The sequence below is a fragment of the Stutzerimonas xanthomarina DSM 18231 genome, assembly GCF_900129835.1.
Classification (GTDB): Bacteria; Pseudomonadota; Gammaproteobacteria; order Pseudomonadales; family Pseudomonadaceae; genus Stutzerimonas; species Stutzerimonas xanthomarina.
In genome coordinates this window covers 159842-184239 of sequence record NZ_FQXA01000003.1, presented here as the reverse complement: position 1 = coordinate 184239, position 24398 = coordinate 159842, and the positions used below count along the sequence as shown (strand labels likewise).

Sequence of the window (24398 nt, the reverse complement as noted above, 5' to 3'; positions counted from 1 at the left end):
TATATGCGACTTCCGGCAGCCCGCTCTACGCCCCCCGCTCCGGCCGCCTCTACGCCCGAGCCATACGCCTCGGTATTACGCTGCCGGGAGGATGTTGCGGCGGGATGACGCACCTAGAGTGGCGGCGTGTTCTCCCAAACATCGAAGGTTGGTTGTATGAATCGCAATGACTGGTGGCGCGGCGGCGTCATATATCAGGTTTACCCGCGCAGCTTTTTCGACAGCAACGGCGACGGGGTCGGCGATCTGCTCGGTGTGGTCGAGAAGATCGACTACATCGCCAGCCTTAACGTCGATGCCATCTGGCTGTCGCCGTTCTTCACCTCACCGATGAAGGACTTCGGCTATGACGTGTCCGATTACCGCGGCGTCGATCCGCTGTTCGGCACGCTGGAAGACTTCAAACAGGTCATTGATGTTGCCCATGCGCGTGGCATTCGCATCCTGATCGATCAGGTGCTCAATCACTCGTCTGATCAGCACGCCTGGTTCAAGGAAAGCCGCTCGAGCCGCGACAACGACAAAGCCGACTGGTACGTCTGGGCAGACCCGAAAGACGACGGCACCGTGCCCAACAATTGGCTGTCGGTCTTCGGCGGTGCCGCCTGGACCTGGGACAGCCGCCGCAAGCAGTACTACCTGCACAACTTCCTCTCCAGCCAGCCGGACCTCAACTTCCATTGCGAAGCGGTGCAGCAACAGCTGCTCGAGGACATGGAATTCTGGTTGAAACTCGGCGTCGACGGCTTCCGTCTGGACGCGGCGAACTTCTATTTTCACGACCGCGAACTGCGCGACAACCCGCCGAACCATGACATTCGCGAGGGCAGCATCGGCGTGCGCGCCGACAATCCTTATGCCTTCCAGAAGCACGTGTACGACAAGACCCAGCCTGAAAACCTCGACTTCCTGCGGCGTATTCGCCAGTTGCTGGAACGCTACCCGGGCAGCGCCACGGTGGCCGAAATCGGTTGCGACCATTCGTTGAGCACCATGGCCGCTTACACGGGAGGCAGCGACACGCTGCACATGGCGTACTCCTTCGATCTGCTGACCGAACAGTGCAGCCCGGGTTTTCTGCGGCACACCATCGACTGCGTGGAACGCGAGCTGGTAGACGGCTGGCCGTGCTGGTCCATCGGCAATCACGATGTGGTGCGGGTCATGAGCCGCTGGGCGCTGGCCAATCAACCTGATCTGGCGCGCGGCCGCATGTTCATGGCGATGCTACTGACCATGCGCGGCAGCGTGTGTCTTTATCAGGGCGAAGAGCTGGGGCTGGATGAGGCCGAGCTGCAGTTCGAACAGCTGGTCGATCCTTACGGCATTCGCTTCTGGCCGGAATTCAAAGGCCGCGACGGTTGCCGCACACCGATGCCTTGGCACGACCAGGATCAGCACGGTGGCTTCAGCCGGGAGCAGCCCTGGTTGCCGATGGCCGATCGTCACTTGCCAATGTCAGTGGCCGCCCAGGAGCAGGACCCGAATTCGATGCTCAACATCTATCGCCGGTTTCTTGCATGGCGTCAGGACCAGCGCTTGTTGATCGAAGGAAGCATGCGCACCGTTTACCATGACGATGCGCTGCTGGTGTATGAGCGCCGTCTGGATGACGAGGTCTGGGTATGCCTGTTCAATCTGGGCGACAGTGCGCGGCACTTTGATCTGTCGGCTCCGGTCGAAGGCCTCGACGTGCCCTCGGCATCAGCCGTTTTCGAGGGGCACGGCGTACATTTGCCAGCGCATGGATTTGGATTTGCGCGTCGGCTTGGCTGAGCGAGTCGGTTGGGACGGGCGTCTGGTCCGTCTCGACCCGGTTGCTATCGCCCGTTTCGCTTGCCGCGATGCGTCGTGGCGGCTGTTTGAAGGAGAACAACAGTAATGGCCAGCGTAACCCTGCGGAATATCTGCAAGAGCTTCGATGACGTTCCTATCACCCGCAGTATCGATCTGGATATCGCCGACGGCGAATTCGTGGTGTTCGTGGGCCCGTCCGGTTGTGGCAAGTCGACACTGTTGCGACTGATTGCCGGATTAGAGGACATCACGGACGGGGAGCTGCGCATCGATGGCGAGCGGGTCAATGAGCTGCCGCCCATGGATCGTTCAGTGGGCATGGTGTTCCAGTCCTATGCGCTCTACCCGCATATGAATGTCGCGGAAAACATGGCGTTCGGTCTGAAGCTGGCGAAGATCGACAGGACTGAAATCAAGCGTCGCGTCGATTCGGTGGCAAAGATTCTTCAGCTCGATCAGATGCTTGATCGCAAACCCAAGGACCTGTCCGGCGGTCAGCGTCAACGCGTTGCCATCGGCCGGACCATGGTGCGGGAACCGAAGGTCTTCCTGTTCGACGAGCCGTTGTCGAACCTCGACGCCTTTCTGCGCGTGCAAATGCGTATCGAGATCTCGCGCCTGCACCAGCGACTGCAGTCCACGATGATCTATGTCACGCACGATCAGGTCGAAGCCATGACGCTGGCGGATAAGATCGTTGTGCTCAACGCGGGCAGCATCGCTCAGGTCGGGCCGCCGCTGGAGCTGTATCACTACCCGAAGAACCAGTTCGTAGCGGGCTTCATCGGTTCACCGCAGATGAATTTCCTGCCGGTAAAGGTGATACGCGCCGATGCGGGATCGGTGGAGGTCGCGATGCCAGGGGGCAGCGCATTACGGCTACCTGTCGACGGCAGTCAGGTTGCTCCAGGCGATGCCCTGACCCTGGGCGTCCGGCCAGAACATTTCGTCGACCCCGAACAGGCTGATTTCGTCTTCCATGGCGAAATTGCAGTGGCTGAGCGCCTCGGCGACCACAATCTGCTGCATCTGAACTTCGAAGGCGTGGACGAGATGGTGGCGGTTGCCAGTGACGGTAACCGCCGCGTGGCGGTGGGCCAGGCCTACGCAACGGGGTTGTTGGCCAACAAATGCCACCTGTTCCAGGCCGATGGTCAGGCTTGTGATCGGCACTATCGGGAGCCGGCACTGTTCGGCTGAGCGCCCTGTTTAGCGAAATTGCCCATGACGGCTGGCGTTCGGTCAGCTGTCAGGATGGCTTCAATGACTGAGCTTCAGACCCAGCAGTCCGATGCAGATCAATAGCACGCTGCCGAGGCGAAACAGGCTCATCGATTCCCCGAACAAGACGATGCCGGCGATCACCGTTCCCACTGCACCGACTCCAGTCCAGACGGCGTAGGCGGTGCCCAGCGGCAACTCCTTCATGGCAAGCCCGAGCAGGCCCAGGCTAGCGGCCATCGCAGCGACAGTAAGCAATGTGGGAAGAGGGCGGGTGAACCCCTCGGTGAACTTCAGCCCAACGGCCCAGCCAATCTCGAACAGACCGGCAAAAAACAGAATGACCCAAGACATGCGCACCTCGACAGGACGGTAATCAGGCGGGGCCGTCCCCGGTGAGTCTGTACAGCCTGAGGTCGTCCTCAGTAGGCGCTATTTTGCACACTCAGCAGGTCCGGGCAAGTGGTCCCGGACCCGTGGCGCTTCAATGGCTAACGAGCTTGTCGGTCATCGTCGTTCATTCGACGGTAGACCGTCGCCAGCAGCGCACCGGACAGGTTGTGCCAGACGCTGAACAGCGCGCTGGGCACCGCTGCCAACGGCGAAAAGTGTGCGCTGGCCAAGGCCGCACCCAATCCTGAGTTCTGCATACCGACTTCAATTGACAGTGTTTTGCGCTGTGCCAATGGCAGGCCGAACAGCCGCCCGACCAGATAGCCGATGCCGAGCCCAAGGCTGTTATGCAGAATCACCACCGCCATGATCAGCAAGCCGGATTCGGCGATCTTTGCCTGGCTGGCGGCAACGACCGCGGCCACGATAATTACAATGCTGACCACCGAAACCAGTGGCAGAATATCGACCACCTGATGCACCCGGTTGCCCAGCAGGCGGCGCGCGATCAGACCTAGGGCGATTGGCAGCAGCACGATCTGCACAATGGACATGAACAACGCTCCGAAGCTGACTGGCAGCCAGGCCGAGGCCAGCAGCCAGATCAGTGCCGGCGTCACCAAAGGGGCGAGTAAGGTAGTGACGGCCGTGATCGCCACCGACAGCGCCACGTCGCCGCGAGAGAACCAGGCGATCACGTTGGAAGCAGTACCACCCGGGCAACAACCCACCAGGATCACACCGACCGCAATTTCTGCAGGCAGCCCTAGCAGTTGGCATAGCAGCCAGGCGAGGGCAGGCATGATCAGAAATTGCGCGCCGACACCCAATGCCACCCAGAGCGGGCGGCGCGCGACTTCAGCGAAATCTGCCGCTTTCAGTGTCAGGCCCATGCCGAACATGATCAGCCCCAGCAGTGGCACGATCCAGGCGGTGGCGGGCAGGAACCAGCTGGGCTGGAAAAAAGCGAGAACGGCGAACAGCAGGACCCAGAGGGCGAAGGTGTTGCCGACAAAGCGGCTGAGGGCGGCGAGGGCACGCATCGGGCTTACCTTGTAGTTATGGGGGGATTGCCGTCAGCTGGGCTGACGGCTAGGGCAGTTTAGATGCCCTGTGGTATCTCCTCACCACCGAGGGCTTCGAACAGCGCGGGCAGGAATTCCTTGAAGGTCAACATCATCAGCAGGAAGCTGGCGTCCTGCTGACCGAGGTCGTCGTCGCCACCGTCCTGTTCGGCCTGGTCCTGCAGCAGCTCTTCGAAGCGCAGGCGCTTGATCACCAGCTTGTCGTCGAGCACGAAGGACAGCTTGTCCTGCCAGCCCAGTGACAGCTGGGTGACCTGCTTGCCGACTTCCAGGTGTTGCTGGATTTCGTCGCTGGTCAGGTCCTGGCGCTTGCAGCGCACCACGCCACCGTCTTCATGGGTGTCGCGCAGCTCGCACTCGTCGAGAACGAAGAAATCATCCGCGGCTTTCTGGGTCTTGACCCAGTCTGTCATGGTCGCAGACGGCGCGATCTTGATGGTCAACGGGCGAACCGGAAGCGAGCCGATGGCTTCACGCAGCGTAGAAAGCAGGTCTTCGGCGCGCTTCGGGCTGGAAGCATCGACCAGAATCAGACCTTGCTCGGGCGCGATGGCCGCGAAGGTGCCGGACTTGCGAATGAATGCACGTGGCAGGAAAGCCTGGATGATGTCGTCCTTGAGCTGCTCACGCTCTTTCTTGTAGACCTTGCGCATCTGCTCGTTTTCGATCTCGTCCACCTTATCCTTCAGCGCGTCCTTGACCACGCTGCCGGGCAGGATGCGCTCTTCCTTGCGCGTGGAGATCAGCAGGAAGCCCTGGCTGGCATGTACCAGCGGTGCGTCTTCGCCCTTGCCGAAGGGCGCGACGAAACCGTAGGTGCTCAGCTCCTGGCTGGCGCAGGGGCGGGCGGGCTTGGCGGCCAGTGCGGTTTCAAGTGCCTCGACATCGAAAGGGATGTTCTGAGTGAGACGGTAGACGAGCAGGTTGCGAAACCACATGGCGATTGAAACTCCGGTAAAAGCAAAGCGCGCATTATTCCCCTCCCTGTAACGCAGGCCAACCCTGAAAACTGGCAATGCCGATGGAAACCGCAAAAACGCGCATAAACAGTGGGTTTCCTAAGTCTTTGTAAGTTCTTCAATTTTTTTTTCAAAAGGGGGTTGCCAAGGTTCGAATCCGTCTCTAGAATGCGCCCCACTTCGAGAGCAAACGGGTGATTAGCTCAGCTGGGAGAGCATCTGCCTTACAAGCAGAGGGTCGGCGGTTCGATCCCGTCATCACCCACCACTCGAGGTTTAGCGCAGCGGTAGTTCAGTCGGTTAGAATACCGGCCTGTCACGCCGGGGGTCGCGGGTTCGAGTCCCGTCCGCTGCGCCATATTTGCCATCAAGGACCACTGAACGCCTTGATGACTCGAAGAAAGCGACCTTAGGGTCGCTTTTTTTATGCCTGCGAAAAACGTCCGTTCAGCGCTTCGCGCGTTTCGTGCGGCACTTCCTGACTTTGCATTGTCTTTACCTACTCCCCAGGTGGGTTCGGTAGCTACCGGCGAAGGTGGCTGTTAAGCTCCCGCAACTGTTTAGCTTCACCCCTTCAAAGCGTAATAAGGATAGAGAATGAGACCTCAACGTTTGGCGTCTGCGATAGCCCTGGTTGGCTTGGTCCTGGCTGGCTGTGATTCGGAGACCAGCGCCAAGCTGGAGACTCCGGCGCAGAAAGCCTCTTACGGCATCGGCCTGAACATGGGTAAGAGCCTGGCCCAAGAAGGGATGGCTGATCTTGATTCCGAAGCGGTCGCTCAGGGCATCGATGATGCCGTCGGCAAGAAAGAGCAAAAGCTGACTGACGAAGAACTGATGGAAGCCTTCGCCTATCTGCAGACGCGCGCCGAAGAGCGCATGGTCGAGATGAATAAGGAGGCCGTCGCGGCCGGGAAGAAGTTCCTCGAAGAGAATGCCAAGCGTGAAGGCGTGAAGACCACCGAATCCGGTCTGCAATACGAGGTGGTCAAATCCGCCGAAGGCCCTCAGCCGGGTCCGGATGATGTCGTCACTGTTCATTATGAAGGCAGCCTGACTGACGGCACCGTTTTCGATAGCTCGATCAAGCGCGGCACGCCCATTGATCTGCCTGTTGGCGGTGTGATTCCGGGTTGGGTAGAAGGTCTGCAGCTGATGCATGTAGGCGAGAAGTACAAGCTGTACATCCCGAGCGAGCTGGCCTATGGCGAGCAGAGCCCGAGCCCGCTGATCCCGGCCAACTCGGTGCTGGTCTTCGATCTTGAGCTCCTGGGCATCAAAGGCGAAGAGAGCGAAGCCGCTCCGGCCGCTGAGCCCGAGGCGGAAGCTGGCGAATCGGCTGAAAGCACCGAAGCGCAATAAGCTCTGCCGTATAACGAAAACGCCCCGCCGATGCGGGGCGTTTTCGTTTCGGGAACAGAAGCTTTAAGCAGACCTCTGCACGTCAGCATTGTCCGAGGAGCGAGCTTGCTCGCGATCAATGGGTCATACGGGCTCGGAGCAGTTGCTTAGCGTGGTTCGCCAGCAAGCTGGCTCCTACAAGATCGCGCAAGTACATAGCTGACCAAGGAACACCGGTCGGCCAAGCTTTTCGTAGGAGCGAGCTTGCTCGCGATCACTGGGGCATGCGGGCTCGGAGCAGCGGCTAAGCGCGGATCGTCAGCAGGCGGCCCTTGCAGGGTCGGGTGAGTCCAGTGGACACAAAAAAGCCCCAGGTTTTCACCTGGGGCTTTGAATTTGGCTCCGCGACCTGGACTCGAACCAGGGACCCAATGATTAACAGTCATTTGCTCTACCGACTGAGCTATCGCGGAACAGCGGTGCGTATCCTACTGTTTGCAAAGGGGAAGTCAACCCCTACGGATCAGAGGACCTGGACGATGGCGTCGGTAACGTGGTCCAGATTGCGGTGATTCAGAGCCGCTGCGCAGATACGTCCGGTGCCGATGGCGTATACGCCGAAGTCGATGCGCAGGCGCTCGACCTGAGCGGCAGTGAGACCGGAGTAAGAGAACATGCCGCGCTGCTTGGCGACGAAGTCGAAGTTCTGCTTGGCGCCTTTCTCGGCCAGCAGGCGAACCATGCTCAGGCGCATGTCCTTGATGCGGGTGCGCATTTCACCCAGTTCGGTTTCCCACATGGCCCGCAGTTCCGGGCTGTTGAGTACGGCCGACACCACGGTGGCGCCGTGAGTGGGCGGGTTGGAATAGTTGGTGCGGATCACGCGCTTGATCTGCGAGAGCACGCGTGCCGATTCGTCACGGCTCTGGGTGACCATAGACAGGGCGCCGACGCGTTCGCCGTACAGCGAGAACGACTTGGAGAAGGAGCTGGAAACGAAAAAGCTCATGCCTGATTCGGCGAACAGTCGCACCGCGGCAGCGTCTTCTTCGAGGTCGTCGCCGAAGCCCTGATAAGCGATGTCGATGAACGGCACGTGATCATTGGCGCGCAGCACTTCGAGGATCTGCTGCCAATCCTCTGGCTGCAGGTCGACACCGGTCGGGTTGTGGCAGCAGGCGTGTAGCACGACGATCGAGCGGGCCGGCAGATTCTTCAGGTCTTCCAGCATGCCGGCCCGGTCAATGCCGTGGCTGGCCGCATCGTAGTAGCTATAGTTCTGCACCGGAAAACCGGCAGACTCGAACAGGGCGCGATGGTTTTCCCAGCTCGGGTTGGTAATGGCCACGACCGCGTCTGGCAGCATGCGCTTGAGGAAGTCCGCACCGATCTTCAGTGCGCCAGTGCCGCCCAATGCTTGAGTCGTGACCACGCGTCCATCGGCAACCAGCGCGGATTCGGCGCCAAATAGCAGGCCCTGCACGGCCATGTCATAGCTAGCAATGCCTTCGATTGGCAGGTAGCCGCGAGGTGCGTTCAGCTCCAGCCGCGCCATCTCGGCGGCGGCCACAGCGCGCAGCAGAGGGATTCGACCCTCTTCGTTGCAGTAAACGCCCACCCCCAGGTTGACCTTGTTCTGCCGTGTGTCGGCATTGAAGGCTTCATTGAGGCCGAGGATAGGATCGCGCGGCGCCATTTCGACAGCGGAGAACAAACTCATGATGGGGAGGCTCGAAGAGAGGAGGTGGCTGATGCAGCACCCTCGCTTCGCGCTAAGGGCGGTGCGCAAACGGGGAAAGAGTATAACGGGACTGGCCTTGCGTCGCGATATGCTAGGCCTGTTTTTCTGTCGGATTAAGCCCAGCGGAAGCCTCGATTAGCCACTGCTTTGTGCGCCCGTCGCCCGGAGACTTGATATTACTGGGTGTGGCCGCATTGAAAGGGCTGTGATTGCTGGCGCCGCATCGCCAGCAATGAATATGCACGTCTGGAAATACCGCCACGGTGGCTCGAACGTTCAGCTTTCGAGTTGTCTCGCTATCTGAAGAGGTCGATATGTCGCAGTTCGAATTGGTCACGCGCTTCAAGCCAGCCGGAGACCAGCCGGAAGCCATTCGGCAGATGATCGAAGGCATCGAGGCGGGCTTGTCGCACCAGACGCTGCTCGGCGTAACGGGTTCCGGCAAGACATTCAGCATTGCCAACGTGATCGCCCACGTGCAGCGGCCCACGCTGGTGCTTGCGCCAAACAAGACGCTGGCGGCTCAGTTGTATGGTGAGTTCAAGGCGTTCTTCCCGAACAATGCGGTTGAGTATTTCGTCTCCTACTACGATTACTACCAGCCGGAAGCCTATGTGCCGTCTTCCGATACCTTCATCGAGAAGGACGCTTCGATCAACGATCACATCGAGCAAATGCGGCTGTCGGCGACCAAGGCGTTGCTGGAGCGGCCGGACGCGATCATCGTCACCACCGTTTCCTGCATCTATGGTCTGGGTGATCCGCAGTCGTACCTGAAGATGGTCTTGCATGTGGATCGCGGCGATCGCCTCGACCAGCGCGAACTGCTGCGTCGCCTGACCGGCCTGCAATACACCCGTAATGACATGGATTTCGCCCGCGCGACCTTCCGCGTGCGTGGCGACGTCATCGATATCTTTCCCGCCGAATCCGATCTGGAGGCGGTGCGCATCGAACTGTTCGACGACGAGGTTGAGAGTCTGTCCGCCTTCGATCCGCTGACCGGCGAGGTGATCCGCAAGCTACCGCGCTTCACCTTCTACCCCAAGAGTCACTACGTGACGCCGCGCGAGACCCTGCTGGACGCCATCGAGAAGATCAAGGCCGAGCTCAAGGACCGCCTCGACTTCCTGCGCAGCAACAACAAGCTGGTGGAGGCGCAGCGGCTGGAGCAGCGCACGCGCTTCGATCTGGAAATGATCATGGAGTTGGGTTACTGCAACGGCATCGAAAACTACTCGCGCTACCTCTCGGGGCGCGCGTCGGGCGAGGCTCCGCCGACTCTTTATGACTATTTGCCAGCCGATGCGCTGCTGGTTATCGACGAGTCGCATGTCAGCGTTCCGCAAGTCGGCGCCATGTACAAAGGTGACCGTTCGCGCAAGGAGACACTGGTTGAGTACGGTTTCCGCCTGCCTTCAGCGCTGGATAACCGGCCCATGCGTTTCGACGAATGGGAGGCGATAAGCCCGCAGACGGTTTTCGTCTCGGCGACCCCGGGGCCTTACGAGGCTGAGCATGCGGGGCGAGTGATCGAACAGGTAGTGCGTCCCACTGGCCTGGTGGACCCGCAGATCGAGGTGCGGCCGGCACTGACCCAGGTCGATGATCTGCTCTCGGAAATCAACAAGTGCGTGGTCAAGGAAGAACGAGTGTTGGTCACGACGCTGACCAAACGCATGGCCGAGGACCTGACGGACTACCTTGCCGACCACGGCGTGCGGGTGCGCTACCTGCACTCGGACATCGATACGGTGGAGCGAGTGGAGATCATCCGCGACCTGCGCCTGGGCGTCTTTGACGTGCTGGTGGGGATCAACCTGCTGCGCGAGGGTCTGGACATGCCCGAGGTATCGCTGGTGGCGATCCTCGACGCAGACAAGGAAGGCTTCCTGCGTTCCGAGCGATCGCTGATCCAGACTATCGGCCGTGCGGCGCGCAACCTCAATGGCCGGGCAATTCTCTACGCCGACAATATGACCGGCTCCATGGAGCGAGCTATCGGCGAAACCGAGCGTCGACGCAACAAGCAGATCGCCTTCAATGAGGCGCACGGTATCGTTCCGCAGGGGGTGTTCAAGGATGTGAAGGACATCCTCGAGGGCGCCACTGTGCCAGGCTCGCGCAGTAAAAAACGCCGCGGTGAGGCGAAGGCGGCCGAGGAAGCTGCGCGCTACGAGAACGAGCTGCGCTCGCCGAGCGAGATCACCAAGCGGATTCGCCAGCTGGAAGAAAAGATGCTCGCCTATGCGCGCGATCTGGAATTCGAGGCGGCCGCGCAAACGCGCGACGAGATTCACAAGCTGCGTGAGCGCTTGTTGCAGGTTTGACGGCTAGCGCTCAGCGCACGTCCTGGCGCTCATAAGCCTGCCCGGACGGCAGGCTCGCATGGATGTGACGTCGATCGGCGAGGTGTATGCGGTCTATCCCTCGCGTCTGTTCCAGGCGATGAAGGTCAAGGCCTTTTTCGGTTTCTGATGCAATCGCTGCCGGTTGTCTAAGGACGTCTGGTGGAGCCGGTAGAGGCACGCCTGCTAACATCGCGCCTTTACACGCGCTGGCTCAGCCGACCGAACCGGTTATTGCAGCCTCCGTGTCTTCCTGTGCCTTGATTCGAGAACATCATGACCACCGTTCGCACCCGCATCGCACCATCTCCCACCGGCGATCCGCACGTCGGCACCGCGTATATCGCGCTGTTCAATCTCTGCTTCGCACGCCAGCACGGCGGCCAGTTCATCCTGCGCATCGAAGACACGGACCAGTTGCGCTCTACGCGTGAGTCGGAACAGCAAATCTATGACGCGCTGCGCTGGTTGGGCATCGAGTGGGACGAAGGCCCGGACGTGGGCGGTCCACATGGTCCGTATCGGCAGAGCGAGCGCGGCGAGATCTACAAGAAATATTCCGACGAGCTGGTTGCCAAGGGGCATGCGTTCCCGTGCTTCTGCAGTGCTGAGCGTCTGGATCAGGTGCGTGCCGAGCAGATGGCCAACAAGGAAACGCCGCGCTACGACGGCCACTGCATGCGCATCCCGGCCGAAACTGCGCAGCAGCGCATCGCGGCGGGCGAGTCGCATGTGATCCGCATGAAGGTGCCGAGCGAAGGCGTGTGCCAGGTCGATGACATGCTGCGCGGTACGGTCGAGATCGGCTGGGATCGCATGGACATGCAGGTGCTGATGAAGGCTGACGGCCTGCCGACCTACTTCCTGGCCAATGTCGTCGACGACCACCTGATGGGCATCACCCACGTGCTGCGCGGCGAGGAGTGGCTGCCGTCGGCGCCGAAACTGATCAAGCTCTACGAGTATTTTGGTTGGGAACAGCCGCAGCTCTGCTATATGCCGCTGCTGCGCAACCCGGACAAGAGCAAGCTCTCCAAGCGCAAGAATCCGACCTCGGTGACCTTCTACGAGCGCATGGGCTTCATGCCCGAAGCAATGCTCAACTACCTCGGCCGCATGGGCTGGTCGATGCCAGACGAGCGCGAAAAATTCACGCTCACGGAAATGATCGAACACTTCGACATCAATCGCGTCTCCCTGGGCGGACCGATCTTCGACGTCGAGAAGCTGTCCTGGCTCAACGGTCAGTGGCTGCGCGAGCTGCCGGTTGAGCGGTTCGCGGCCGAGGTGCAAAAGTGGGCATTCAACCCTGACTACATGATGAAGATTGCGCCGCACGTGCAGCAGCGTGTCGAGACCTTCAGCCAGATCGCGCCATTGGCGGGCTTCTTCTTCTCCGGTGCGCTGAATCTCGATCCAGCCTTGTTCGAGCACAAGAAGCTCGACGCCACTCAGGTCCGTCAGGTTTTGCAGCTGACGCTGTGGAAGCTGGAAGCGCTGCGTCAGTGGGATAAAGAGCGCATCACCGAATGCATCCAGGCGGTTGGAACGCATCTCGAATTGAAACTGCGCGACGTCATGCCGTTGATGTTCGCCTCGATCACAGGCCAGGCCAGCTCGGTGTCGGTACTTGATGCGATGGAGATCATCGGGCCTGACCTGACCCGCTTCCGTCTGCGTCAGGCGCTGGAGCTGTTGGGTGGCGCGTCGAAGAAGGAAGTGAAGGAATGGGAGAAGCTCTTCGCCGCGATGGCTTGATCCCATGTGCGTGGCAGCGTAGCCATGATGCTGCTGCGCAAGCGTTGTCGCTTGCCACTCGTCGGCGGTAAGTATTTGTTCTGATGCCAAAAAATCTTCGGGGTCAGGCGAAAATATCGTTGACACTCCGAGAGGCCGCACCTAATATGCGCCCCGTCCTCGAGATGGGGCTATAGCTCAGCTGGGAGAGCGCTTGCATGGCATGCAAGAGGTCGACGGTTCGATCCCGTCTAGCTCCACCAATCTCGATTGCCACACCGGTTCACGCCGGTTGCCTTTGAAGGGCTTTGCGTCCCCTTCGTCTAGTGGCCTAGGACACCGCCCTTTCACGGCGGTAACAGGGGTTCGAGTCCCCTAGGGGACGCCATTATTCAGATCGCGATGCGACAGCGGCGCGAGTCGGGAGACGTTAAATTCGGGGCTATAGCTCAGCTGGGAGAGCGCTTGCATGGCATGCAAGAGGTCGACGGTTCGATCCCGTCTAGCTCCACCAATCCACGACAGGTCGTAGCGGGTTACGGTCTGTTCATCGAAGGTTTCGTCCCCTTCGTCTAGTGGCCTAGGACACCGCCCTTTCACGGCGGTAACAGGGGTTCGAGTCCCCTAGGGGACGCCATTTTTTTGCCCGTTTTGGGCATCGAAGGGTCATTTCTCATGAGATGGCCCTTTTTGTTTTGCCTGTAATTCGGTGTGGCGTCATCAGCCTGAAGCAGTCCTGCATGCTGAATGGTCTGCCATAGAAGTCCGCCGTATGCGTGACAATCATCCGTGCGTGGCTTCCAATAGGCGATCCGGCGGCATCGACCGCACACTGCACAGCGAGGGTACGCATGATCTGGGACCAGGCCGACGCATTTGTCATCGATATCGATGTGCAATCCGAACACATCGACGAGCTTGGCCACGCCAACAATGCCGTCTATGTGACCTGGCTGGAAACTTGCGCCTGGCGTCATTCCCAGAGCCTGGGGTTGGGGCTTGAGGATTATCGTCGTCTGGATCGGGCGATGGCCGTATTACGGCATGAGATCGACTACCTGGCTGCTGCGTATCACAGCGATCGATTACAACTGGCCACCTGGATCGTGGACTCCGATCAACGACTGAAGATGAAGCGTAATTTCCAACTGGTCAGGCAGGCAGACGGAGTGACGCTGTTGCGCGCGCAGACCACCTTCGTCTGCATTCAGCTCTCCACCGGCAGACCCAAGCGCATGCCGGGCGAGTTCGTCGAGGGGTATGGCAAGGCGTTGGTGCAGCCTTATCCCCTCGAACACTAAGTCTCCGGTACTGATCAGCGCTGTTCCGGTTTGCTGACGTCCGCCTCGCGGCGTTCTTCAGCGTCTTCGCGCCAATCTTCCTGTACTTCGTTTTTCATCTTCTGATCGAGCGTTTCGCTGTTGCTGTTGATGTTCCCCGTATTGGCGCGCTGATGGTTTTCGCTCATGGCGCTGCCTTGGGTGTCGCTTGTTGCGCCGTGGTTATCGTCTTTCATACCTTCCTGATTGGCGATCACGCCGGTTGCAACCAGGCTGGCAAGCACGGCGGCGCTAACAGTCAGATTCTTCATCGTAATCCTCCGGTAGTCTGGCTTTTCGTTTTCCTGCCTCACTAGATCGGACTGGGTGGCCCGAAAAATGTTCGTGGTGGACCTCCGGTGTTCCTCACTTCGGCGTGCTTGAGCGGTCTAGACCGGTTGCTGGGCTCGTTTGCCTCTGGTCGGTTTTTGCGGTGCCGTGGTATGCGCGACGAGTGGTCTGTAGGAGCGCTGGGGCACCGATGTCGGGTCGGGACCAGTCGTTTGGACGACGCTTCGTTCGTCCGCCCATGCGCACAGTAGCCTTCCGATGGGCTTGATCGGCCATAATATCGAGCGGTCCGCCTCGCTCAGTGCGTTGCCTCTGATGGGGCGGTCATATGTCCAACCAAGAGTGTTCGATCGTTATCCCGTCCAGAAAAATCATCCATGTCGATTGCGATTGCTTCTACGCCGCCATCGAGATGCGCGACGATCCCAGCCTTGCCAACCGGCCCATTGCGGTTGGTGGCTTGGCTGATCGGCGCGGCGTTATTGCAACCTGCAACTACGAAGCTCGCGCATACGGCGTGCGTTCGGCGATGGCCTCCGGTCATGCGCTCAAGCTCTGTCCGGATCTGTTGATCGTGCGGCCGCGCATGGATGCCTATAAGGAAGCGTCACGCGAGATCCACGGGATTTTCCGGACCTACACCGATCTCATCGAACCCCTGTCGCTCGACGAGGCCTTTCTCGATGTGAGTGGCTGCGAGCATTTTGCCGGCAGCGCCACGCGTATCGCTCAGGACATCCGCCGGCGCGTCTGGCAACAGCTGCGCATCACGGTTTCGGCAGGCGTTGCGCCTAACAAGTTTCTGGCGAAAATCGCCAGCGACTGGAACAAGCCGGACGGTCTGTTCGTGATTACCCCCGACCAGGTGGATGATTTCGTGCTCGCGCTGCCGGTCACCAAACTCCATGGCGTCGGCCGGGTAACGGCGGAGAAGCTGAAACGCATGGGTATTCACACCTGCGCTGATCTGCGCAGCTGGAGGCGTCTTGATCTGGTGCGGGATTTCGGCTCGTTCGGTGAGCGGCTATGGGGGCTGGCGCATGGCGTCGATGAGCGACCGGTCAAGGTTGAAAGCCGGCGCCAATCGGTCAGTGTCGAGAATACTTACGAGCGTGACTTGCCAGACCTAGCCGCCTGCCTGGAGCGGCTCCCGGAACTGCTGGAGCAGCTCGCCCGCAGAATGGCGCGGCTCGATAGTGGCTACAGGCCCGGCAAGCCGTTCGTGAAGTTGAAGTTCCATGACTTCACCCAAACGACCCTCGAACAGTCCGGCGCGGGACTGGACCTCGAAGACTATTCCGACCTCCTCGCGGGCGCCTTCGCCCGAGGCAAACGACCGGTGCGGCTGATTGGCGTCGGGGTTCGTCTGATCGATCTGCGCAGCGGCTTCGAGCAGTTGCGGTTGTTCTAGGCCGCCGCCCGTCGGTCAATCGTCATCCTCCAAACCTTTCCGGCTTTTTTGGTATGCCTGTTGCTGCAGGTGTTGCTGCGTGGCTGAAGCAGCCGTATTTACGGCGCGACTTCGGCTGATGCGTGCTCTGGTGACGGCTGGTTTGACCGAGGTGTAGCGATTGCCGATATGGCGCAAGTTTTTTGACGCGCTTCGTTGTAACGGGGCGCAAGTGACGGTGATTGGACTGGACAACGCTTTTTGTTAGGCTTCCTCGCGCAAGGGTGGCAATCTGATATCAATTAAAGCGTGTGTCCCGTCTCGTGTTTACAGTTCTGCAAGTCGCGAAGCGGCAGGAGTGCCTTCCCTGATGGGGCTATTTTTCAAGCGTCGCACAGCCGCTGCAGCTGGGCTGCTGGGCCTCGAGTTCGCGCCGCAAGGCGTTGCGCTCGCGCAGGTCCAGCGCGCTGCCGGCGGTGCGCCGCAGATGCTGCGTTGCGACTATCTTGAAGGTCAGCCGGAGGCGCAAGCCGAGTTGCTCAGGCAGATCGTTGCCGACCATGGCCTGACCGGTATGCCGGTCAATCTCTTGCTACACCCTTCGGCTTATCAGATGTTTCTGCTGGAAGCGCCCGAGGTTCCGGCCGAAGAGCTGCGTGACGCCATGCGCTGGCGCGTCAAGGATCTGCTCAGCGAGCCGCTTGAAGACGTCGTCATCGATTGTTTCAGCCTTCCTGAAGATGCCTATCGTGGACGCACACGCATGGTCTATTGCGTGGTGCTGAAAAAATCCAGGATGAAGGAATTTCGCGGGTTGGTGCAACACGCCGGTCTGACTCTGGCGAGCATCGATATCACCGAGATGGCCTTTCGCAACCTCGGGCTGCTGGCCGGTGCCGATGCCATCAATCTGGCGCTGTTGCGCCTGCGCACCAGCGAAGGCCTGATTAGCGTGCAGAACGGCGCCGACCTCTATATGGCGCGGCGTATCGAGCACGGCCTGGCGCGTGCCGAACAGGACCTGTCCAGCATGACGCTGGAAATCCAGCGTTCGCTCGATTACTACGAAAGCCAGCTGGGCAAGGGCTACATCAGCCGGTTGCTGCTGCTGCCGATGAAACAGGACGGTGAGCGGACGCATCAGGCGCTGGCGGCCGGATTGGCAGTCAACCTGCAGCGGCTGGATCTTCGCGATCTGTTCCCGGGCCAGCCAACAGCTGACCTTACCGAATCGAGCCAGGCCTTCTGTATCGGCGCAGTCGGCGCAGCCCTGCGTCAGGACGCACGCTGATGCAGAACATCAACCTCTATCAACGCGAGCGCCGTAGCGGCGGCGGACCACGACCCAGGCAGATGCAGCTCGGCGCCGCGCTGGTTATCGCGGTGCTGGCGATCCATGGCGCATGGCAGGGTTGGCAGCTGCATGCGGCCGGCCAAGCTGCCGTATCCGCCGAACAACAGGCCGCGCAGGCAGAGGCCAGGCTTGACGTGGTCAAGGCGGATTTCCGCGAGCCAATGCTCGACCCGCAGCTCCCGCTGCAGCTGGCCAAACGCGAAGCCGAGAACCGCGAACTGCAACGACTGGCCGATCACCTCAAAACGCTGGATGCGCAGCGCAGCAGCGGCTTTTCAGGGCTGCTGCAGGGCTTGGCTGATCGACACCCGCCGCAAGGGCTGTGGCTGACGCGGATTCGCCTGCAGGCGGGCGGGGACGAGTTGGCGCTGCAAGGTCTGACGCACGATCAGGAACTTCTCCCGCTGTATTTGCAGAGTCTGGGGCAGAGCAGCGCGTTCAGCGGACGCGAATTCGCCCGTTTCGATCTTCAGCGCGACGACCGCGACCTGCTGCAATTCCGCTTGTCCTCGCAAGCGATGACGGAGCAGAACGATGAATAAGCTCATCCAGCATTGGCAGGCTTTGGCGCCGCGCGAGCAATGGCTGACCTATGGCGTCGGGCTGGCACTGCTGATCATGCTTTACGTGCTATTGGGCGCCGAGCCGCTGGGCCTGCGCATTGCGGCCGAAACCAGTCGGCAACAGGACGCGCATACCCGCCTTCTTGCTGCCGACAACAGCTTGCTGGAAATCCAGGCCAAGCTCGCGGCCGATCCGAACCTGAGCTACCGCCAAGCCTTGGCTGCCGCCCAGGCCAACCATGACAACCTGCTGCAGCGCATCGACCTGGAAACCAGCACGCTGATATCGCCGGCCAGAATGAAGGGACTGCTGCAGGAGCTGTTGCGCAACCAGACCAAGCTGAAACTGGTCGGCCTGGAAAGCTCGAGCGGGCCGCTCGCCATGCCTGCGACCGCAACCGCCGAAGGCACGGAGCAGAAGAAACCGCCTGTGGTCTTCTATCGCCATGGCCTGCGCCTGACGCTCGAAGGTGGCTATTTCGAGCTGCTGGCGTATCTCAACGCGATCCAGACGAGTGGTTGGCGCCTGCATTGGGACAGCCTGAACTACGAAGTAGGCGAGGAGGGCGCCGGCCGGGCTCGCGTTATCCTCGACTTGCATACCTTGAGTCGCGATGCGGGGTGGGTTGGTGTTTAAGTTTGCCGTCAAGATCCTCGGCCTGGCTTCGCTGGTTGCCGCCCCATCCGTGCTCGCACTAGACCCGACCCAGCCGCCCGCCGGACGAAGCGTCAGCGACGCGCCAGTCGAGGCGACCTCGGTGTTGCGCTTGCAGGCCATTCTGCGCAACGGAGGTCGTGCTCACGCCGTGATCGATGGGCAGACCCTGAAGGTCGGTGATCATTTTGCCAACGCCCGTATTGCCGAGATCCGCGCGCACTCCGTCGTCATTGATCGCCAGGGTCAGCAGCAAGAGCTGCACCTGAGCGCCCCCATTATTCAAACGAGCCGTACCCAGCCATGATGCCGACCCAGATGTCTCGCTTCGGCGTGTTGAGCCTGTTCTGCCTGCTGTCTGCCTGCCAGACCTTCGAAGACGGCGACAAGCGCCTGTACGAGCAGAGCAATCGTTTGTTCGAGGAGAGCCTCGAACAGAATCAGCTGAAGGTTGTTCCGCCGGTTTCGGTACAGGCAGGTCTGATCCCACCGTTGGCGATGGGCGATGGCCGCATCGTAACGGGACCACGTTTTGATGTGGCGGTCAGCGACATGCCGGCCCGCGAGTTTTTCTTGAGCCTGATGGAAAGCGCTGGGGAGAATCTGCTGGTGCACCCTGGGGTGACCGGCAACGTGACCTTCAGCCTGCGTAACGTCACGCTCGAAGAAACCCTGGCGGCGGTCCGGGATAGCTACGGCTACGATTACCGCCGCACTGCCTACGGCTATCAGATCCAGCCCAATCAGGCGATCACCCGTACCTACGATCTGGACTACCTCAACGTTCAGCGCCAGGGTATGACCGATACGCGTGTGAGTTCGGGTCAGGTCACCAGCAGCGAAGATACGGGGGTCGGCGCGGCCGGTACCACGACCAGCACCAGCTCCTCGACGGTCAACGCCAGCCAGTTGCTGACCACCAGCAACGTCGACTTCTGGAGCGAAGTGCGCGCAGTGATCGAAATGATGATCGGCGCCGAGGAGGGTAATCAGGTCGTGGTCAATCCGCAGAGCGGATTACTGGTGGTGCGGGCCTCCAGCGCGGACCAGCAGGCGGTTGAGCGTTTTCTGGTTCAGGCGCAGCGCAACCTGCAGCGCCAGGTCATCCTCGAAACCAAGATTCTCGAAGTCAATTTGTCCGACGGCTTTCAGTCCGGCATCAACTGGGCGCAGCTCGGCAGCATGGGCAACGCCGATTTCAGCCTTGGCGTGCAAGGCGACACCCTGAGCGGGCCGAACAGTGTCGGCGGTGTGTTCAGTGCGGCTGTGCAGGTCGGCGATTTCAGCGGTGTATTGCAGCTGTTGGAGACGCAAGGCGAAGTTCGGGTGCTGTCCAGCCCGCGGATTTCCACCCTGAACAACCAGAAGGCGGTGATCAAGGTCGGCACCGATGAGTTTTTCGTGACTGATGTCTCGACCACCACCACTTCCCTGGTCGGTGGTACCACCGCGCCGGATCTGGATATCACCCTGACTCCGTTCTTCTCCGGAATCTCGCTGGACGTCACACCGCAGATCGACGAGCACGGCCAGGTCACGCTGCACGTGCGGCCCACCGTCAGCCGCGTACAGGACCAGAACAAGAGCATCCAGCTGGGCGGCTCGGACAACGTTTTCAATCTGCCGCTGGCGCTTTCGACCACGCGTCAGTCCGACTCCATCGTGCGCGCCCGCAGCGGCCAGGTTGTCGTCATTGGCGGTCTGCTGGAAAACCGCAATACCAACACCGATGCGAACATCCCCTGGGCATCGAAGCTGCCGGTGGTAGGCACGCTGTTTCAGCAGCAGCGCAAGGCCCTGCAACAGACCGAACTCGTCATTCTCATGCGCCCGCAGGTGGTGGACGACCAGGCCTGGCTGGATGATCTGCGCAAATCTGCCGAATCCTTTCGGTCGATCAGGTAACGGCCGGTATGTACGAAGCATTTTTCGGCCTGCGTGAGAAGCCATTCGCGCTGACGCCGAACACCGGCTTCATGGTCCAGCTGGCGCCGTATCAGGCCTGCCTCAATCTGCTGCGCGTGGCGCTGGGCGAAGGTGAAGGCTTCATCAAAGTCACCGGTGAGGTGGGCACGGGCAAGACGCTGCTCTGCCGCGCGCTGATGAATGAACTTGACATCGAACGTTATCAGGTCGCCTGGTTGCCGAACCCGACGTTGACGCCGATGGCATTGCGTCAGTCGCTGGCGCACGAACTGCATATTGCCGAGGCGGACGAACTGGACAACCACGGCTTGCTCACAGCGCTCCACGCGCGCCTGATCGAGCTGGCCGCGCTGGGCAAGAGCACCGTCCTGCTGATCGACGAAGCCCAGGCGCTGCCGACGGCGACGCTGGAAGCCCTGCGCCTGCTGACCAACCTCGAGACCGAGCAGCGCAAGCTGCTGCAGGTGGTGCTGTTCGGCCAGCCGGAACTGGACGCGACGCTGGCCCGGGAAGACTTCCGCCAGTTGCGTCAGCGCATCACCTTTTCCTATAGCCTGCGACCGCTGGATGTCAGCGATGCCATGCGCTACCTGCAGGAGCGGCTGGCCGTCGCCGGCTACCGTGGCGAGCCGTTGTTCAAGGCTGCGGCGGTACGTTTGCTGGTACGCGGCAGTGGCGGAATTCCACGGTTGCTCAACATCCTGGCGAACAAGTGCCTGATGGTGGCGTTCGGTGAAGGGTCTCGTCAGGTCCTGGCCCGCCATGTCCGTCGCGCGCTGGACGATACCGAAGGCGCGAAACCGTTCTGGCGAAACGCCTCACGAATCCTCGGTTGGAAAATGGCCGCTGGCTGCCTGTCGCTGGCACTGATCGCCGGTGCCTGGCCCTGGCTGGCGCAACTTGCCGAGGTGCTGCCGTGAGCCTGGTCAACGACATGCTGCGGGATCTGGAGGCTCGCCGTGCGGCGCCGGCTGAACGTGAACAGCTGGGCAGCCTCTATGCGGTGGACGAAGCCGCTGCAGCAAGACGCGAACGCTACGGACGCCTGCGTCGCGCGTTGTTGGTCGTTGCGGCCATTGTGGTGGCGGCCGTTGGGCTATTCCTGTTGTCCGAGCGCCTGCAGCTGGTTGCCCAGCCCAGCGTTGTCTCGGCCCCTGTTGTCCCGGCATTGATCGAAGAGGTTGCGCCGCCGCCGGAGGTTGTCCCCATGGCGCGACTGCTGGACGTGTTGCCGCAAAACGACGGGCGACGTTTCGTCCTGCAACTGCTGCTTGATCGATCCGTCAGTTATCAGCGTATCGATACGACCGGCTCGGTCAGCTTCCTGCTCAACGATGTCCAGTTCACTGGCGAGGCACGCACCGGGCGTATCGAGAAAGAAGGGCAGACGCTGTCGTGGCGCATCGAGGCGCAGGATGGCGACGTCCAGGTGCTGATCATCGGTTTCGGCGATCGGTTGAATGTGGCTGATCGGCTTGAGTCGATTGGCGATCGCTCACAGCTGTGGTTGGACGTGTCGTTTGACAGCGCGGCGGATGCCGACGCGCAATCCGTATCGACGCCGGCTGCCGAGGCGCCGGATCTGGACGAGGTGCAGTTGCCGGACTGGGTAACCCGTGAAGCCGAACCGGCAGAGGCGCCAAGCGAGCCCGCGCGTGTCAAGTCGACTCCCGAGCCCCAGGCTGTGCGCCGTACGGCGGCTGCCGTCGAACCCGCTGCCCCCGCAGTGGCCGGAAACGTCACGATCGGTGCGCATCAGCCCGATGCCCTTGCCCTTGCCCGCGACGCGTTGGATCGCGGTGATCATCTATTGGCCATTCAGCAACTGCAGGCACTGCATCAGGCACAGCCGGACAACCCAGAGATCAGCCGCTGGCTGGCCCGTGCGTACCTCAGCGCCGGCGACGCCGCCGCATTGCTGAAGTGGCTGCCGGCTCAGTTGCAGGCGCGTCCGTTCGATGCGCAGTTGCGCGAGCTGCTTGCACGCGGCCAGTTGCAGCTCGGCGATCAAGATGCGGCCATCACGACGCTGCAGCAGAGCGCACCATCCTTACAGCGCAACACGGCGTATCACGCGCTGCTGGCAGCCCTGTACCAGCAGGTCGGTGACTGGGCGGCAAGCGTGGCGACTTACCGTCAGTTGGTGGCTGTTCAACCCGGGCAGGGCGCATGGCAGCTCGGCCTGGCCATCGCGCTGGAACAACTCGATCAGCCGGCGCAGGCCGGTCGGCATTACCGGCTCGCCCTACAAGGGCAGGGGCTGGATGAAAGCGCGCGTCGGTTCGCCAACGAACGCGCCGGTTCCCTCGGAGGGACGCAATGACTCAGGACATCCGCCAGCGCAAGATTCGCCTCGGCGACCTGCTGGTCCAGGCTGGGCTGATCAGTGACGCTCAGTTGCAACTCGCGCTGCAGGATCAGAAACGGACCGGCTCCAAGCTGGGCCGCACGGTGCTGGACCTCGGCTTCATCGATGAAGGCCGCCTGCTCCGAGCGCTTTCCGAGCAATTGCAGATTCCGTTCGTCGAGCTCAAACACTACAAGTTCGACAATCAATTGACACAAAGCCTGCCCGAGGCGATGGCACGGCGTTTCCGCGTCATCGTACTGTCGCGCCAGGCTGAGGGCGTGCTGGTCGGCATGACCGATCCACTCGACCTGTTTGCCCAGGACGAGATGGAGCGCTTGCTGGGCAAGCGGGTGTTCCCGGCCGTGGTGCGCGAAAGCGAGTTGCTCGGCGCGCTCGACCAGCTTTACCGACGTACCAGCGAAATCGCGTCGCTGGCCGGTGAGCTGGAAGGCGAACTGCAAGACAGTGATTTCGATCTCTCGCGCCTCGGCGCAGACAGCAACAGCGATGCACCAGTGGTGCGTCTGCTGCAAACACTGTTCGAAGATGCCGTGCAGATGAAGGCGTCCGATATTCACATCGAGCCCGACGAAGGCGTGGTGCGGATTCGCCAGCGTATCGACGGCGTGCTCAACGAACAGGTGATGAAGGAGCACCGGGTCGCCTCGGCGCTCGTCATGCGCCTGAAAATCATGTCCGGCCTGGACATCTCCGAAAAACGCCTGCCGCAGGACGGTCGCTTCAATATCCGGGTGAAGAACCGCAACCTCGACGTGCGGGTATCGACCATGCCGGTGCAGTTCGGCGAATCGGTGGTGATGCGTCTGCTCGATCAGAGCGGGGCGATGTTCAAACTCGATGGCACTGGCATGCCGGCAGCGATGCTCGAACGCTTCCGTCGCTTGCTGCAACGGCCCCATGGCATGGTGCTGGTCACCGGCCCGACCGGTTCGGGCAAGACCACCACGCTGTACGCCGGCCTCTCTGAGCTGAACAGCCCGGAAAAGAAGATCATCACTGTGGAAGACCCGGTGGAATACCGCCTACCGCGGGTCAACCAGGTGCAGGTCAACGCCAAGATCGAACTGACCTTTGCCCGCGTGTTGCGCGCCGCCCTGCGTCAGGACCCGGACATCGTACTGGTCGGCGAAATCCGTGACCAGGAAACCGCGGAGATCGGCCTGCGCGCGGCGCTCACCGGTCACCTGGTGCTGTCCACGCTGCACACCAACGATGCGCTGACGTCGGCCATGCGCCTGATCGACATGGGCGTGGAGCCCTTCCTCGTCGCCACGGCGCTCAACGCGGTGCTGGCCCAGCGTTTGATTCGCCGCGTCTGCGAGAACTGCCAGGAAGATCATCAGCCGGATGCGCGTCAGCTGGTTTGGCTGGAGACGCTGCATGGCGGCTCGCTGGCCGACAAGCGTTTCCGTCGCGGCAGCGGCTGCCACCAGTGCCACAACAGTGGATACAGCGGACGTGTCGGTGTCTACGAACTGCTCGAGCTCGACGAGCCGATGATTGCGGCGCTGCGCCGTGGTGATCCGCAAGGTTTTGCCGAAGCTGCCCGTCTACAGCCGCACTACCGTCCGCTGGCCGAATGTGCGCTGGATTACGCCATCGGCGGCATCACCAGCGTCGACGAAGTGCTCAAGGTCTGCGCCACGTTGGCAGATGATGAGGTGAGCGCGTGATCGCCGTGCCCACTCCACGCCGCACTGCTCTTGTAGGAGCCAGCTTGCTGGCGAACCCGGGATGCTCGGCGGAGCACGGCGTTCGCGAGCAAGCTCGCTCCTACAACCGCGTGGGTAGCGCTACATCTCACCAGCGCACGGCCACTCCCCAGAATGTGGAGGGGCTTCGGATTAACCAAGTCCAACGTTCGGCTTTGATTCATGTTGATATCCAGGCGAGTTCCGCTGTTTTTG

20 protein-coding genes, 7 tRNA genes and 1 pseudogene are annotated in these 24398 nt (G+C 61.0%); 22 read left to right on the top strand and 6 right to left on the bottom strand.

Translation table 11 applies throughout. From position 1 onward, the window contains the following. Window positions 1–156: 156 nt before the first annotated feature. Window positions 157–1776 (top strand): alpha-glucosidase family protein, encoded by a 1620-nt coding sequence (locus tag BUE09_RS08825; protein ID WP_073300641.1) that lies wholly within the window; start codon window positions 157–159, stop codon window positions 1774–1776. Window positions 1777–1881: 105 nt separating this feature from the next. Further along, window positions 1882–2997 (top strand): maltose/maltodextrin ABC transporter ATP-binding protein MalK, encoded by a 1116-nt coding sequence (gene malK, locus BUE09_RS08820; protein WP_073300640.1) that lies wholly within the window; start codon window positions 1882–1884, stop codon window positions 2995–2997. Window positions 2998–3057: 60 nt separating this feature from the next. Here the strand turns inward: malK and sugE are convergent, their stop codons facing one another. From sugE to rdgC, 3 genes are all read right to left on the bottom strand, one after another. Further along, window positions 3058–3372, bottom strand: coding sequence for a quaternary ammonium compound efflux SMR transporter SugE (gene sugE, locus BUE09_RS08815; RefSeq protein WP_073300639.1), 315 nt, complete (start codon window positions 3370–3372; stop codon window positions 3058–3060). Between the two features lie 137 nt (window positions 3373–3509). Then, on the bottom strand, window positions 3510–4454 hold the full coding sequence (locus tag BUE09_RS08810; protein WP_073300638.1) for a bile acid:sodium symporter family protein: 945 nt from the start codon (window positions 4452–4454) through the stop codon (window positions 3510–3512). Window positions 4455–4513: 59 nt separating this feature from the next. After that, complete coding sequence (gene rdgC / locus BUE09_RS08805; RefSeq protein ID WP_073300637.1) at window positions 4514–5434, bottom strand: recombination-associated protein RdgC; 921 nt, start codon at window positions 5432–5434, stop codon at window positions 4514–4516. A 213-nt stretch (window positions 5435–5647) separates the two neighbouring features. On the opposite strand from rdgC, the gene BUE09_RS08800 reads away from it, so the two are divergent. From BUE09_RS08800 to bamJ, 3 genes are all read left to right on the top strand, one after another. Next, window positions 5648–5723, top strand: a tRNA-Val gene (locus tag BUE09_RS08800). Between the two features lie 13 nt (window positions 5724–5736). Beyond that, window positions 5737–5813: transfer RNA gene (locus tag BUE09_RS08795), tRNA-Asp, on the top strand. Between the two features lie 239 nt (window positions 5814–6052). Continuing rightward, on the top strand, window positions 6053–6817 hold the full coding sequence (gene bamJ, locus BUE09_RS08790; RefSeq protein ID WP_167369776.1) for a BamJ family beta-barrel-assembly machinery protein: 765 nt from the start codon (window positions 6053–6055) through the stop codon (window positions 6815–6817). 376 nt (window positions 6818–7193) lie between these two features. Here the strand turns inward: bamJ and BUE09_RS08785 are convergent. Both BUE09_RS08785 and BUE09_RS08780 read right to left on the bottom strand, forming a co-directional pair. Continuing rightward, window positions 7194–7269: transfer RNA gene (locus BUE09_RS08785), tRNA-Asn, on the bottom strand. Window positions 7270–7319: 50 nt separating this feature from the next. Then, window positions 7320–8516, bottom strand: a complete 1197-nt coding sequence (locus tag BUE09_RS08780; RefSeq protein ID WP_073300636.1) for an amino acid aminotransferase — start codon at window positions 8514–8516, stop codon at window positions 7320–7322. Window positions 8517–8851: 335 nt separating this feature from the next. Here BUE09_RS08780 and uvrB point away from each other — a divergent pair, with 335 nt between their 5' ends. The 8 genes and pseudogenes from uvrB to BUE09_RS08745 all read left to right on the top strand — a co-directional run bounded on the left by uvrB (window position 8852) and on the right by BUE09_RS08745 (window position 13923). Continuing rightward, the gene (gene uvrB / locus BUE09_RS08775) at window positions 8852–10867 is read left to right on the top strand and encodes an excinuclease ABC subunit UvrB (RefSeq protein WP_073300635.1); all 2016 of its coding nucleotides are present in this window, start codon (window positions 8852–8854) and stop codon (window positions 10865–10867) included. A gap of 43 nt (window positions 10868–10910) precedes the next feature. Beyond that, window positions 10911–11038 (top strand): annotated as a pseudogene (locus BUE09_RS20820) (LysR family transcriptional regulator); the annotation flags it as partial. 123 nt (window positions 11039–11161) lie between these two features. After that, a complete protein-coding gene (gene gltX, locus BUE09_RS08770) occupies window positions 11162–12643 on the top strand; it encodes a glutamate--tRNA ligase (RefSeq protein WP_073300634.1) in 1482 nt (493 codons plus the stop codon). Between the two features lie 166 nt (window positions 12644–12809). Continuing rightward, window positions 12810–12885 (top strand) — tRNA-Ala (locus BUE09_RS08765). A 49-nt stretch (window positions 12886–12934) separates the two neighbouring features. After that, window positions 12935–13010 (top strand) — tRNA-Glu (locus BUE09_RS08760). Window positions 13011–13060: 50 nt separating this feature from the next. Beyond that, a tRNA-Ala gene (locus BUE09_RS08755) sits at window positions 13061–13136 on the top strand. Between the two features lie 47 nt (window positions 13137–13183). After that, window positions 13184–13259: transfer RNA gene (locus BUE09_RS08750), tRNA-Glu, on the top strand. A 214-nt stretch (window positions 13260–13473) separates the two neighbouring features. After that, window positions 13474–13923, top strand: a complete 450-nt coding sequence (locus BUE09_RS08745) for an acyl-CoA thioesterase (protein WP_073300633.1) — start codon at window positions 13474–13476, stop codon at window positions 13921–13923. 14 nt (window positions 13924–13937) lie between these two features. Here the strand turns inward: BUE09_RS08745 and BUE09_RS08740 are convergent, their stop codons facing one another. Continuing rightward, entirely contained in the window at window positions 13938–14213 is a 276-nt protein-coding gene (locus BUE09_RS08740; protein WP_073300632.1) for a hypothetical protein, read from the bottom strand. Between the two features lie 347 nt (window positions 14214–14560). On the opposite strand from BUE09_RS08740, the gene dinB reads away from it, so the two are divergent. From dinB to BUE09_RS08695, 9 genes are all read left to right on the top strand, one after another. After that, window positions 14561–15643 (top strand): DNA polymerase IV, encoded by a 1083-nt coding sequence (dinB, locus tag BUE09_RS08735; RefSeq protein WP_073300631.1) that lies wholly within the window; start codon window positions 14561–14563, stop codon window positions 15641–15643. Window positions 15644–15992: 349 nt separating this feature from the next. Then, complete coding sequence (locus tag BUE09_RS08730) at window positions 15993–16913, top strand: type IV pilus biogenesis protein PilM (protein ID WP_073300630.1); 921 nt, start codon at window positions 15993–15995, stop codon at window positions 16911–16913. Continuing rightward, window positions 16913–17518, top strand: a complete 606-nt coding sequence (locus BUE09_RS08725; protein ID WP_073300629.1) for a PilN domain-containing protein — start codon at window positions 16913–16915, stop codon at window positions 17516–17518. The genes BUE09_RS08730 and BUE09_RS08725 overlap by 1 nt, the downstream gene beginning before the upstream one ends. Further along, window positions 17511–18176, top strand: a complete 666-nt coding sequence (gene gspM, locus BUE09_RS08720) for a type II secretion system protein GspM (protein ID WP_073300628.1) — start codon at window positions 17511–17513, stop codon at window positions 18174–18176. Before BUE09_RS08725 ends, gspM begins: the two co-directional genes overlap by 8 nt. After that, window positions 18169–18501 carry a Type II secretory pathway component gene (locus BUE09_RS08715; protein ID WP_231975579.1) on the top strand — a complete coding sequence of 111 codons (333 nt, stop codon included), beginning with the start codon at window positions 18169–18171 and terminating at the stop codon, window positions 18499–18501. Before gspM ends, BUE09_RS08715 begins: the two co-directional genes overlap by 8 nt. Then, window positions 18498–20099, top strand: a complete 1602-nt coding sequence (mshL, locus tag BUE09_RS08710; protein WP_073300627.1) for a pilus (MSHA type) biogenesis protein MshL — start codon at window positions 18498–18500, stop codon at window positions 20097–20099. Before BUE09_RS08715 ends, mshL begins: the two co-directional genes overlap by 4 nt. A gap of 8 nt (window positions 20100–20107) precedes the next feature. After that, window positions 20108–21040 (top strand): ExeA family protein, encoded by a 933-nt coding sequence (locus tag BUE09_RS08705; protein ID WP_073300626.1) that lies wholly within the window; start codon window positions 20108–20110, stop codon window positions 21038–21040. Continuing rightward, window positions 21037–22443 carry a tetratricopeptide repeat protein gene (locus BUE09_RS08700; protein WP_073300625.1) on the top strand — a complete coding sequence of 469 codons (1407 nt, stop codon included), beginning with the start codon at window positions 21037–21039 and terminating at the stop codon, window positions 22441–22443. Before BUE09_RS08705 ends, BUE09_RS08700 begins: the two co-directional genes overlap by 4 nt. Beyond that, entirely contained in the window at window positions 22440–24164 is a 1725-nt protein-coding gene (locus BUE09_RS08695; RefSeq protein WP_073300624.1) for a GspE/PulE family protein, read from the top strand. The genes BUE09_RS08700 and BUE09_RS08695 overlap by 4 nt, the downstream gene beginning before the upstream one ends. Window positions 24165–24398: the final 234 nt, after the last annotated feature.